This is a genomic window from Pseudomonas sp. Con_6 (assembly GCF_059379395.1).
On record NZ_CM182011.1, the window covers coordinates 730,001 to 742,559 of the forward strand.

Below are 12,559 nucleotides of genomic sequence, written 5' to 3' on the forward strand. Positions count from 1 at the left end.
GGTGGTTCTGTATGGAAGGGCCATCGCTCAACGGATAAAAGGTACTCCGGGGATAACAGGCTGATACCGCCCAAGAGTTCATATCGACGGCGGTGTTTGGCACCTCGATGTCGGCTCATCACATCCTGGGGCTGAAGCCGGTCCCAAGGGTATGGCTGTTCGCCATTTAAAGTGGTACGCGAGCTGGGTTTAGAACGTCGTGAGACAGTTCGGTCCCTATCTGCCGTGGACGTTTGAGATTTGAGAGGGGCTGCTCCTAGTACGAGAGGACCGGAGTGGACGAACCTCTGGTGTTCCGGTTGTCACGCCAGTGGCATTGCCGGGTAGCTATGTTCGGAAGAGATAACCGCTGAAAGCATCTAAGCGGGAAACTTGCCTCAAGATGAGATCTCACTGGAGCCTTGAGCTCCCTGAAGGGCCGTCGAAGACTACGACGTTGATAGGTTGGGTGTGTAAGCGCTGTGAGGCGTTGAGCTAACCAATACTAATTGCCCGTGAGGCTTGACCATATAACACCCAAGCAATTTGAGTGAAGCCGGAAGGCGCGCCAGATTGCGGTGTTGTGAAGACGAAATGACCGAAAATTTGCGACTCACACATCACATACCCGATTTGTCGTGGCGTCGAAAGACGAGACGGCACAAAGAATTTCTTGACGACCATAGAGCGTTGGAACCACCTGATCCCATCCCGAACTCAGCAGTGAAACGACGCATCGCCGATGGTAGTGTGGAGCTTCTCCATGTGAGAGTAGGTCATCGTCAAGATTAAATTCCGAAACCCCTATCTGCGTAAGCAGGTAGGGGTTTTGTCTTTTACGCTCGAAAAAGTCGGCGTGAATCTTTGATCGATTCTTGCTCGAATCCGTTGCCGCGCCTGCGCCAAATCTGCGGCTGCCGGGATGCTGCTTTCTATGCAATCTCCCCGGGCATGGCTATCATGCCTGCCTCATTGTGTATCGAGATTCGCATGCTGAAGTTGTTAACGCTCCTCAAGGATGGTCGATTCCATTCCGGTGAAGCCCTGGGGGCTGCGTTGGGGGTAAGTCGCAGTGCTGTCTGGAAGCAATTGCAGCTCCTTGAGTCGGAACTGGGTCTGGCGGTGTACAAGGTTCGCGGCCGTGGTTATCGGTTGGCGGCGCCCTTGATGCTGCTCGATGCGGACAAGATCGACCAGATGACCAGCAACGGCTCGTGGCCCGCCTTCATCCACGACGAAATCGACTCCACCAATGCCGAAGCTTTGCGCCTGGTCGCTAGCGGCCAGGCCGCGCCATTCCTTGTGCTGGCCGAGCGGCAGAGCGCGGGGAGAGGGCGTCGTGGCCGTGCCTGGTTGAGCCCGTTCGCCCAGAATCTCTATTACAGTCTCGTGTTGCGCGTGGAAGGTGGCATGCGCCAGCTTGAAGGCTTGAGCCTGGTGGTCGGCTTAGCGGTAAGGCAGGCGTTGCTTTCCCTCGGTGTTGCCTCGGCGGGCCTGAAGTGGCCGAATGACGTGCTTGTGGATAACCGTAAGGTCGCCGGTATTCTCCTGGAACTGGTCGGTGATCCGGCAGATGTCTGCCACGTCGTTCTCGGCATTGGCATTAATGTCAATATGCAGGAGGCCGAGATCGATCAGGCCTGGACCTCGTTGCGCCTCGAAAGTGGGCAACTGGTTAATCGCAATCAGCTTGCGGCTCTGCTTGGCGACAACCTTCGGGATTATCTGGCTCGCCATCGCGAGCACGGCTTCTCCGCGCTGCAGAATGAGTGGGAGCAGGCCCACCTTTGGCAGGGGCGTTCCGTCTCTCTGATCGCCGGCTCTACCAGCATCGATGGGACGGTACTGGGTGTCGATCGCCAGGGCGCGTTGCGACTCGATGTGAATGGTGTGGAAAAAAGTTTTAGTGGTGGAGAGCTCAGTTTGAGGTTGCGCAATGATTCTTGAGCTCGATTGTGGGAACAGTTTCATCAAGTGGCGGATCATTCGCCGTGCTGACGCCGCCGTCATGGCGGGTGGCGTAGTCGATTCGGACAAAGCATTGCTTCTGGCGATCGAAGCTACTGGCCTGGCTCCAGAATTCTGCCGTCTGGTGAGCGTACGGAGTGAGAATGAAACCAGCGTGTTGGTAGATGCTCTGGTGGCGACATTTTCGCTTGAGGTGAGAAAGGCTGGGCCTGCACGCGAGCTCGGTGGTGTTCGCAATGGCTATGAGGATTACGAGCGGCTGGGGCTCGATCGCTGGTTGGCTCTCCTGGGTGGTTATCACCTGGTCAAGCGTGCTTGCGTGGTGATCGACCTAGGTACCGCGGTGACTTCCGACTTCGTGAGTGCGGACGGCGAGCACCTCGGAGGCTTCATATGTCCGGGTATGCCGCTGATGCGTAATCAGCTGCGTACCCATACACGAAGGATTCGCTACGATGACGCTTCTGCGGAGCAGGCGTTGTCCAGTCTGACGCCTGGGCGAGCAACCGTCGAGGCGGTCGAGCGGGGTTGCATGCTGATGCTGCATGGCTTCGTCCTGACTCAGGTCGAGCAGGCTCGTGCGCTGTGGGGTGAAGAGTTCACCTTGTTCATCACCGGGGGGGATGCGCCCTTGGTGAACCAGGTGGTGCCATCGGCCCAGGTTGTCCCTGATCTGGTATTCGTTGGGCTTGCCATCGCTTGTCCATTGGGCTGAGGTGCGTATGCGTTGGTTGTTTCTTCTGCTGCTGGTGCTGAATGTCTTCTATTACGTCTGGCACCAGCAGGAAGCTCCACTCAAGGCCAAGGAGGTCGAGTCGCTTTCTCTCTATAAGGGAAGTCAGCAGGAAATCCAGTTGCTGAGCGAGGCCAAGCAGGCGAAACCCGAGAAAGATTGCCTGTACCTGGGTGGGTTGGCGACGCCCGAAGTCCTCGAGGCGCTGCGTCAGCGCCTGATTACCCTGGATGTCGCCTCTAGGAAGGTGGTGGGAAAGCTGATGGACAACCCCGGTTGGTGGTTGCAGATCCGCCCCGAAAGCCGACGTTTGCTGGACGAAACCCTGGTCAGCAGTCTTTCCCGTGATTTCAATGACTTAAAGAGTAAAATAATGCAGTGCGAGGGTATTGCAACTGTCGAATAGTTTGCATAGAATGGCGCCCGCTTCACAGGGATAACCACTAAGTGGCTGAACTGCGAAGTTGCTGTCAAAGAAGCTAACCTCAAGATTTTAAAGAGAAAAAGCTTGACAGTGGGGCGGCAAAGATAGAGAATGCCGACCAAGCTCAGGAGGGGTTCCCGAGCGGCCAAAGGGATCAGACTGTAAATCTGACGTCTACGACTTCGAAGGTTCGAATCCTTCCCCCTCCACCAGTTTAGCGAGAGCTGCAAGCTCCGCGGGTATAGTTTAGTGGTAGAACCTCAGCCTTCCAAGCTGATGATGCGGGTTCGATTCCCGCTACCCGCTCCAGATTGTGGCTGTTGCAAAAAGTGTTTCGCTCTTGTAGCTCAGTTGGTAGAGCACACCCTTGGTAAGGGTGAGGTCAGCGGTTCAAATCCGCTCAAGAGCTCCATATAACAAGGCAGATATGAAAATATCTGCCTTTGTTTTAATGGTTGGTATCGCAGCTTAATTCTTCTGTTGGAGGATGGTATCGATGGCTAAGGAAAAGTTTGAACGTAACAAGCCGCACGTTAACGTCGGCACCATTGGTCATGTTGACCATGGCAAGACTACGTTGACTGCTGCGCTGACTCGCGTTTGCTCCGAGGTTTTCGGTTCGGCTCGTGTTGAATTCGACAAGATCGACTCGGCTCCAGAAGAGAAGGCTCGTGGTATCACCATCAACACTGCGCACGTAGAGTATGACTCGAACGAGCGTCACTACGCGCACGTTGACTGCCCAGGTCACGCTGACTACGTCAAGAACATGATCACCGGTGCTGCCCAGATGGACGGCGCGATCCTGGTTTGCTCGGCCGCCGATGGTCCGATGCCGCAAACTCGTGAGCACATCCTGCTGTCCCGTCAGGTTGGCGTTCCGTACATCGTTGTCTTCCTGAACAAGGCTGACATGGTTGACGACGCTGAGCTGCTGGAACTGGTCGAGATGGAAGTTCGTGACCTGCTGAGCACCTACGATTTCCCGGGCGACGACACTCCGATCATCATCGGTTCCGCTCTGATGGCCCTGAACGGCCAAGACGACAACGAGATGGGCACCACCGCGGTCAAGAAGCTGGTCGAGACCCTGGACAGCTACATTCCGCAACCGGAGCGCGCTATCGACAAGCCGTTCCTGATGCCAATCGAAGACGTGTTCTCGATCTCCGGCCGCGGCACCGTTGTTACCGGTCGTGTAGAGCGCGGCATCGTCCGCATCCAGGAAGAAGTCGAGATCGTTGGTCTGCGTGACACCACCAAGACTACCTGCACCGGCGTTGAAATGTTCCGCAAGCTGCTGGACGAAGGTCGTGCTGGCGAGAACTGCGGCGTTCTGCTGCGTGGCACCAAGCGTGACGACGTTGAGCGTGGTCAGGTTCTGGCCAAGCCAGGTTCGGTCAAGCCGCACACCAAGTTCACCGCAGAAGTCTACGTTCTGAGCAAGGAAGAAGGCGGTCGTCACACTCCGTTCTTCAAAGGCTACCGTCCACAGTTCTACTTCCGTACCACAGACGTGACCGGTAACTGCGAACTGCCGGAAGGCGTAGAAATGGTTATGCCAGGCGATAACATTCAGATGACTGTTACCCTGATCAAAACCATCGCGATGGAAGAAGGTCTGCGTTTCGCCATTCGTGAAGGCGGTCGTACCGTCGGCGCCGGTGTCGTAGCTAAGATTATCGAATAAGTAGTTGATTTATCTCTATCAGGCCGGTATAGTGGCCGGCCTGATTAAGCTTTTAGGTCAGTAGCTCAATTGGCAGAGCGACGGTCTCCAAAACCGTAGGTTGGGGGTTCGATTCCCTCCTGACCTGCCAGATTCTCTCGTGTATCTGGCTTTCTTTTCACAGGATCCTTCCGTATGACTTCCAAGTCTGAAGCCCAAGACTCTCGCTTTGATCTGCTCAAGTGGCTTGCTGTTGTTGCTTTGGTAGTTGTAGGGGTTGTTGGTAACCAGTATTACTCTGCGTCGCCAATCCTGTATCGCGTAATCGTCCTGCTCGTTCTGGCTGCTGCTGCTGCGTTCGTCGCGCTGCAGACTGTCAAGGGCAAGTCGTTTTTTGCGCTGGCTAAGGAAGCTCGCACCGAGATTCGTAAGGTCGTATGGCCAACCCGCCAGGAGACTACCCAGACCACGTTGATCGTTGTGGTTGTGGTGCTGGTCATGGCGCTGCTGTTGTGGGGGCTTGATTCCCTGCTCGGCTGGTTGATTTCCTTGATTGTTGGCTAAGGGTGTCCTGTGGCTAAGCGTTGGTATGTTGTGCATGCTTACTCGGGTTACGAGAAGCATGTAATGCGCTCGCTGATCGAGCGCGTGAAGCTGGCAGGCATGGAAGACGGCTTCGGCGAAATTCTGGTTCCCACTGAAGAAGTGGTTGAAATGCGTAATGGCCAGAAGCGCAAAAGCGAGCGCAAGTTCTTCCCAGGCTATGTGCTGGTCCAGATGGAAATGAACGAAGGGACTTGGCACTTGGTCAAGGATACCCCTCGTGTAATGGGCTTCATTGGCGGTACGGCAGACAAGCCGGCCCCGATTACCGACAAGGAAGCTGATGCTATCCTGCGTCGCGTGGCTGACGGCAGCGACAAGCCGAAGCCGAAAACCCTGTTCGAGCCAGGTGAAGTGGTTCGTGTTATCGATGGTCCGTTCGCTGATTTCAACGGCACTGTCGAAGAGGTTAACTACGAGAAGAGTCGTCTGCAGGTTGCAGTGCTCATTTTCGGTCGCTCTACCCCGGTAGAGCTCGAGTTCAGCCAGGTCGAAAAGGTCTAGTTGGGCGAAGCATCCCACACCCCGCAGCCTTGCGCTGCGGGGTTTTTTCGTCACCGGGATAAAACGCAAGTAAACCGGGGAGCCGCCAGGCGATCGTACCCGATATTGGAGTAGCTCATGGCTAAGAAGATTCAGGCTTACATCAAGCTGCAAGTAAAGGCCGGCCAGGCCAACCCAAGCCCACCCGTTGGTCCAGCACTGGGTCAACACGGTGTGAACATCATGGAATTCTGCAAGGCCTTCAACGCCCGTACCCAGGGTCAAGAGCCAGGTCTGCCGACTCCTGTGATCATCACTGTCTACAGTGACCGCAGCTTCACTTTCGAAACCAAAAGCACCCCTGCTTCGGTTCTGCTGAAAAAGGCCGCCGGCCTGACCAGCGGTTCGGCTCGTCCGAACACCGTCAAAGTCGGTACTGTGACCCGTGCTCAGCTGGAAGAGATCGCCAAGACCAAGTCTGCCGACCTGACCGCTGCTGACCTGGATGCAGCCGTGCGTACCATCGCCGGTTCTGCTCGCAGCATGGGCCTCAACGTGGAGGGTGTGTAATGGCTAAGCTGACCAAGCGCCAAAAGGCCATCGCTTCCAAGCTGGAAGCTGGCAAAGTCTACAACTTCGAAGAAGCAGCAACCCTGCTGGCTGAACTGTCCGCAGTGAAGTTCACCGAGTCCTTCGACGTTGCCGTCAACCTCGGCGTTGACCCACGTAAATCCGACCAGGTCGTTCGTAGCGCTACCGTGCTGCCACACGGCACTGGCAAGACCGTACGTGTTGCCGTCTTCACCCAGGGTCCAGCTGCTGAAGCCGCTCTGGCTGCCGGCGCTGACCGCGTAGGTATGGACGATCTGGCTGCCGAAATGAAAGGCGGCGACCTGAACTATGACGTCGTCATCGCCTCCCCGGATGCCATGCGCGTTGTAGGTCAACTGGGTCAGGTCCTGGGTCCTCGCGGCCTGATGCCTAACCCGAAAGTCGGTACCGTGACTCCTGACGTGGCCACTGCGGTCAAGAACGCCAAGGCTGGTCAGGTTCGTTATCGCACCGACAAAAACGGTATCATTCATACCTCCGTTGGCAAGGTCGGCTTCGAAGCCGTCAAGCTGAAGGAAAACGTTGAAGCCCTGATCGCTGACCTGAAGCGTATCAAGCCAGCTTCCTCGAAAGGTATCTACGTCAAGCGCGTTACCCTGAGCACCACCATGGGCCCAGGTCTGGTCATCGACCAGAGCTCGCTGAACGCTTAAGAAGCGGCGGGGCGAGCAATCGCCTCATCGTTTAAAAAATTGGGGTCCCTGCCTGGCGGGGGCTATCCAAGACCGTAGGCGGCGCAAGCCTTAAACCTCAAGCCTACGCAGATGGTGCTCCCGATTCGTTATCGAATCAGACACCAAAACGACATCCGGTCTCGGCTGGATGAAACGGTAGAAACCAGGAGTAAACCCGTGGCAATTAAACTCGAAGACAAGAAGGCCATCGTCGCTGAAGTCAACGAGGCTGCCAAAGTCGCTCTGTCCGCTGTCGTGGCTGATGCCCGTGGTGTGACTGTAGGCGCAATGACCGGACTCCGTAAAGAGGCTCGTGAAGCTGGCGTTTACGTACGTGTCGTACGTAACACCCTGCTCAAGCGCGCTGTTGCTGACACTGAATTCAGTGTCCTCAACGACGCCTTCACCGGCCCGACCCTGATCGCTTTCTCCAACGAGCACCCGGGCGCAGCCGCCCGTCTGTTCAAAGAGTTCGCCAAGGGTCAGGACAAGTTCGAGATCAAGGCAGCTGCGTTTGACGGCAAATTCATTGCCGCTAACCAGATCGACGTGTTGGCTACCCTGCCGACCCGCGACGAAGCCATCGCGAAGCTGATGAGCGTTATCCAAGGCGCCACCAGCAAGCTGGCCCGCACCCTGGCAGCCATTCGCGACCAGAAAGAAGCTACCGCTGCCTAAGGCGCGGAAACTCCTTTCAACTCATACGTTTAATTTGATGGCTGCGTAGCTGTCACCCCAATACAGGATTGAAGTCATGTCTCTGACTAACGAACAAATCATCGAAGCAATCGGCCAGAAAACCGTTCTGGAAATTGTTGAGCTGATCAAGGCAATGGAAGAAACCTTCGGCGTTACCGCTGCTGTTGCCGCTGCTGGCCCAGCTGCTGCCGCTGCCGTTGTTGAAGAACAAACCGAGTTCAACGTTGTTCTGACCGAAGCTGGCGACAAGAAAGTCAACGTGATCAAGGCTGTTCGTGAAATGACCGGTCTGGGTCTGAAGGAAGCCAAAGAGAAAGTCGACGGCGCTCCTCAAACTCTGCTGGAAGGCGTTTCGAAAGAAGCCGCTGAAGACGCGAAGAAGAAGCTGGAAGAAGCAGGCGCTAAAGTCGAAGTCAAGTAATTTCGACCTTGCGACTCCAGCCCGAGCGTTAAGCGAACGGCTGAGGCTGGTGGCTATGGCCACCGGCCTTTTTCCGTTATTGGTAGTCGGCCGTGCCGTCACCAGTGACGAGCGGTATCCACCACGAACGGTGGCGCAAACCAAGGGGTTTGCACGATTTTCTGGCTGCTCCCGCCGGGAGGAGCCAAACAAGCAGGTGACCAAGCTGGGGAACGCTGATGGCTTACTCATACACTGAGAAAAAACGTATCCGCAAGGACTTTAGCAAGTTGCCGGACGTCATGGATGTGCCTTACCTCCTGGCCATCCAGCTGGATTCTTATCGTGAATTCCTGCAGGCGGGAGCGACCAAGGATCAGTTCCGCGACGTCGGCCTGCATGCGGCCTTCAAGTCGGTTTTCCCGATCATCAGCTACTCCGGCAATGCTGCCCTGGAGTACGTTGGCTATCGTCTGGGCGAGCCGGCGTTTGATGTCAAAGAGTGCGTACTGCGTGGCGTGACCTATGCCGTTCCGCTGCGGGTAAAAGTGCGCCTGATCATTTTCGACAAAGAATCGTCGAACAAAGCGATCAAGGACATCAAAGAGCAAGAAGTCTACATGGGTGAAATTCCCCTGATGACTGAAAACGGTACCTTCGTAATCAATGGTACCGAACGTGTGATCGTTTCCCAGTTGCACCGCTCGCCAGGTGTGTTCTTCGACCACGATCGTGGCAAGACCCACAGTTCCGGCAAATTGCTGTACTCGGCGCGTATCATTCCTTACCGCGGTTCGTGGCTGGACTTCGAGTTCGACCCGAAAGATTGCGTATTCGTCCGTATCGACCGTCGCCGCAAGCTGCCGGCCTCGGTTCTGCTGCGCGCGCTGGGCTACAGCACCGAAGAGGTTCTGAACGCCTTCTACACCACCAACGTCTTCCACCTGGGTGACCAGAAGCTGAGCCTTGAACTGGTTCCGCAGCGTCTGCGTGGTGAAGTCGCGGTGATGGACATCCAGGACGAGACCGGCAAGGTCATCGTCGAGCAGGGTCGTCGTATCACTGCGCGTCACATCAACCAGATCGAAAAGGCTGGCGTCAAGCAGCTGGACGTTCCAATGGAATACGTCCTCGGCCGCACCACTGCCAAGGCCATCGTGCACCCGGCTACCGGCGAGATCCTGGCTGAATGCAACACCGAGCTGACCACCGACCTGCTGATCAAGATCGCCAAGGCCCAGGTTGTCCGCATCGAGACCCTGTACACCAACGACATCGACTGCGGTCCGTTCATCTCGGATACCCTGAAGATCGACTCCACCAGCAACCAACTGGAGGCGCTGGTCGAGATCTATCGCATGATGCGTCCTGGCGAGCCGCCAACCAAGGATGCCGCCGAGACCCTGTTCAACAACCTGTTCTTCAGCGCCGAGCGTTACGATCTGTCCGCCGTCGGCCGCATGAAGTTCAATCGTCGTATCGGTCGTACCGAGATCGAAGGTTCGGGCGTGCTGAGCAAGGAAGATATCGTCGAGGTCCTGAAGACCCTGGTCGACATCCGTAACGGCAAAGGTATCGTCGACGACATCGACCACCTGGGTAACCGTCGCGTCCGTTGCGTCGGCGAGATGGCCGAGAACCAGTTCCGCGTTGGCCTGGTGCGTGTAGAGCGCGCGGTCAAGGAACGTCTGTCGATGGCCGAAAGCGAAGGCCTGATGCCACAGGACCTGATCAACGCCAAGCCGGTTGCGGCGGCGGTGAAAGAGTTCTTCGGCTCCAGCCAGCTCTCGCAGTTCATGGACCAGAACAACCCGCTCTCCGAGATCACCCACAAGCGTCGTGTCTCCGCACTCGGCCCAGGTGGTCTGACCCGTGAGCGCGCCGGCTTCGAAGTCCGTGACGTACACCCGACCCACTACGGTCGCGTCTGCCCGATCGAGACCCCTGAAGGTCCGAACATCGGTCTGATCAACTCCCTGGCGGCCTATGCCCGTACCAACCAGTACGGCTTCCTGGAAAGCCCGTACCGCGTGGTGAAAGAGGGTGTGGTCACCGACGACATCGTGTTCCTGTCGGCGATCGAAGAAGCGGATCACGTCATTGCACAGGCTTCGGCTGCAATGAACGAGAAGAAGCAGTTGATCGACGAGCTGGTTGCGGTGCGTCACCTGAACGAATTCACCGTCAAGGCACCGGAAGACGTGACCCTGATGGACGTTTCGCCGAAGCAGGTAGTTTCGGTCGCGGCGTCGCTGATTCCGTTCCTCGAGCACGACGACGCCAACCGTGCGTTGATGGGTTCGAACATGCAGCGTCAGGCTGTACCGACCCTGCGTGCCGACAAGCCGCTGGTAGGTACCGGCATGGAGCGCAACGTTGCCCGTGACTCCGGCGTCTGCGTCGTGGCTCGTCGTGGCGGCGTGATCGACTCCGTCGATGCCAGCCGTATCGTCGTTCGCGTAGCCGACGACGAAGTCGAAACCGGTGAGGCCGGTGTTGACATCTACAACCTGACCAAGTACACCCGCTCCAACCAGAACACCTGCATCAACCAGCGTCCGCTGGTGAATAAAGGTGACGTGGTTCAGCGCGGTGACATCATGGCCGACGGCCCGTCCACCGACATGGGTGAACTGGCACTGGGCCAGAACATGCGCATCGCGTTCATGGCGTGGAACGGCTTCAACTTCGAAGACTCCATCTGTCTGTCCGAGCGTGTGGTTCAGGAAGACCGCTTCACCACGATCCACATCCAGGAGCTGACCTGTGTGGCTCGTGATACCAAGCTTGGCCCAGAGGAAATCACCGCGGACATTCCGAACGTGGGTGAGGCTGCGCTGAACAAGCTGGATGAAGCCGGTATCGTCTACGTGGGTGCCGAAGTCGGCGCGGGTGACATCCTGGTCGGCAAGGTCACGCCTAAAGGCGAAACCCAGCTGACTCCGGAAGAGAAGCTGCTGCGCGCGATCTTCGGTGAGAAGGCCAGCGACGTGAAGGACACTTCCCTGCGCGTGCCAACCGGCACCAAGGGTACCGTCATCGACGTACAGGTCTTCACTCGTGATGGCGTCGAGCGCGACAGCCGCGCGCTGTCCATCGAGAAGATGCAACTGGACGAGATCCGCAAGGACCTCAACGAAGAGTTCCGCATCGTCGAAGGCGCGACCTTCGAGCGTCTGCGTTCGGCTCTGAACGGCCAGGTGGTCGACGGTGGCGCGGGCCTGAAAAAAGGCACCGTGATCGACGACGAAGTCCTGAACGGTCTGGAGCACGGCCAGTGGTTTAAACTGCGCATGGCTGAAGATGCACTGAACGAGCAGTTGGAAAAGGCTCAGCAGTACATCGTCGACCGTCGCCGTCTGCTGGACGACAAGTTCGAAGACAAGAAGCGCAAGCTGCAGCAGGGCGATGACCTGGCACCGGGCGTACTGAAGATCGTCAAGGTCTACCTGGCAATCCGCCGTCGCATCCAGCCGGGCGACAAGATGGCCGGTCGTCACGGTAACAAGGGTGTGGTCTCGGTGATCATGCCGGTCGAAGACATGCCGCACGACGCCAACGGTACTCCGGTCGACGTCGTACTGAACCCGCTGGGCGTACCTTCGCGTATGAACGTTGGCCAGATCCTCGAAACCCACCTGGGCCTGGCGGCCAAGGGGCTGGGCGAGAAGATCAACCGCATGCTCGAAGAGCAGCGCAAGGCCGCGGAACTGCGTGGCTTCCTGACCGAGGTCTACAACGAGATCGGTGGTCGTCAGGAGAGCCTGGAGTCGTTCACCGACCAGGAGATCTTCGAGCTGGCGAACAACCTGAAGAAGGGCGTGCCGATGGCCACCCCGGTCTTCGACGGTGCCAAGGAGCGCGAAATCAAGGCCATGCTGAAACTGGCAGACATGCCGGAAAGCGGCCAGATGGAGCTGTTCGACGGCCGTACCGGCAACAAGTTCGAGCGTCCAGTGACCGTTGGTTACATGTACATGCTCAAGCTGAACCACTTGGTGGACGACAAGATGCACGCGCGTTCCACTGGTTCTTACAGCCTGGTTACCCAGCAGCCGCTGGGTGGTAAGGCGCAGTTCGGTGGTCAGCGTTTCGGGGAGATGGAAGTGTGGGCGCTGGAAGCATACGGCGCGGCATACACCCTGCAAGAAATGCTCACAGTGAAGTCGGACGACGTGAACGGCCGTACCAAGATGTACAAGAACATCGTGGACGGCGATCACCGTATGGAGCCGGGCATGCCCGAGTCCTTCAACGTGTTGATCAAAGAGATCCGTTCGCTCGGTATCGATATCGATCTGGAAACCGAATAACA

The 12,559-nt window shown here is 57.1% G+C and carries 11 protein-coding genes, 4 tRNA genes and 2 rRNA genes (1 of these 17 only partly in view); all 17 read left to right on the plus strand.

Annotated features, from left to right (window positions below; translation table 11 throughout):
* Positions 1-509: ribosomal RNA gene (locus AC5QPF_RS03275) — 23S ribosomal RNA — on the plus strand (it extends 2,382 nt beyond the left edge of the window).
* Positions 510-651: 142 nt separating this feature from the next.
* A 5S ribosomal RNA gene (rrf, locus tag AC5QPF_RS03280) occupies positions 652-767 on the plus strand.
* A 202-nt stretch (positions 768-969) separates the two neighbouring features.
* Positions 970-1,926, plus strand: a complete 957-nt coding sequence (birA, locus tag AC5QPF_RS03285) for a bifunctional biotin--[acetyl-CoA-carboxylase] ligase/biotin operon repressor BirA (protein ID WP_494962004.1) — start codon at positions 970-972, stop codon at positions 1,924-1,926.
* A complete protein-coding gene (locus AC5QPF_RS03290) occupies positions 1,916-2,662 on the plus strand; it encodes a pantothenate kinase (RefSeq protein ID WP_494962005.1) in 747 nt (248 codons plus the stop codon). Before birA ends, AC5QPF_RS03290 begins: the two co-directional genes overlap by 11 nt.
* A 7-nt stretch (positions 2,663-2,669) precedes the next feature.
* A complete protein-coding gene (locus tag AC5QPF_RS03295; protein WP_494962006.1) occupies positions 2,670-3,086 on the plus strand; it encodes a hypothetical protein in 417 nt (138 codons plus the stop codon).
* A gap of 145 nt (positions 3,087-3,231) precedes the next feature.
* A tRNA-Tyr gene (locus tag AC5QPF_RS03300) sits at positions 3,232-3,316 on the plus strand.
* A 23-nt stretch (positions 3,317-3,339) separates the two neighbouring features.
* Positions 3,340-3,413 (plus strand) — tRNA-Gly (locus AC5QPF_RS03305).
* 27 nt (positions 3,414-3,440) lie between these two features.
* Positions 3,441-3,516, plus strand: a tRNA-Thr gene (locus AC5QPF_RS03310).
* A gap of 84 nt (positions 3,517-3,600) precedes the next feature.
* The gene (gene tuf / locus AC5QPF_RS03315) at positions 3,601-4,794 is read left to right on the plus strand and encodes an elongation factor Tu (protein WP_494962007.1); all 1,194 of its coding nucleotides are present in this window, start codon (positions 3,601-3,603) and stop codon (positions 4,792-4,794) included.
* A 54-nt stretch (positions 4,795-4,848) separates the two neighbouring features.
* Positions 4,849-4,924, plus strand: a tRNA-Trp gene (locus AC5QPF_RS03320).
* A gap of 44 nt (positions 4,925-4,968) precedes the next feature.
* Complete coding sequence (secE, locus tag AC5QPF_RS03325; protein WP_489021481.1) at positions 4,969-5,337, plus strand: preprotein translocase subunit SecE; 369 nt, start codon at positions 4,969-4,971, stop codon at positions 5,335-5,337.
* Between the two features lie 9 nt (positions 5,338-5,346).
* Positions 5,347-5,880: a transcription termination/antitermination protein NusG gene (gene nusG / locus AC5QPF_RS03330; RefSeq protein ID WP_042123502.1), complete on the plus strand. Its 534-nt coding sequence runs from the start codon at positions 5,347-5,349 to the stop codon at positions 5,878-5,880.
* 117 nt (positions 5,881-5,997) lie between these two features.
* A complete protein-coding gene (gene rplK, locus AC5QPF_RS03335) occupies positions 5,998-6,429 on the plus strand; it encodes a 50S ribosomal protein L11 (RefSeq protein ID WP_009397375.1) in 432 nt (143 codons plus the stop codon).
* The gene (rplA, locus tag AC5QPF_RS03340; protein ID WP_494962008.1) at positions 6,429-7,124 is read left to right on the plus strand and encodes a 50S ribosomal protein L1; all 696 of its coding nucleotides are present in this window, start codon (positions 6,429-6,431) and stop codon (positions 7,122-7,124) included. The genes rplK and rplA overlap by 1 nt, the downstream gene beginning before the upstream one ends.
* A gap of 198 nt (positions 7,125-7,322) precedes the next feature.
* Entirely contained in the window at positions 7,323-7,823 is a 501-nt protein-coding gene (gene rplJ, locus AC5QPF_RS03345) for a 50S ribosomal protein L10 (protein ID WP_023628748.1), read from the plus strand.
* 76 nt (positions 7,824-7,899) lie between these two features.
* The gene (gene rplL / locus AC5QPF_RS03350; RefSeq protein ID WP_494962009.1) at positions 7,900-8,265 is read left to right on the plus strand and encodes a 50S ribosomal protein L7/L12; all 366 of its coding nucleotides are present in this window, start codon (positions 7,900-7,902) and stop codon (positions 8,263-8,265) included.
* A gap of 218 nt (positions 8,266-8,483) precedes the next feature.
* Positions 8,484-12,557 carry a DNA-directed RNA polymerase subunit beta gene (gene rpoB / locus AC5QPF_RS03355; protein WP_494962010.1) on the plus strand — a complete coding sequence of 1,358 codons (4,074 nt, stop codon included), beginning with the start codon at positions 8,484-8,486 and terminating at the stop codon, positions 12,555-12,557.
* Positions 12,558-12,559 lie beyond the last annotated feature (2 nt).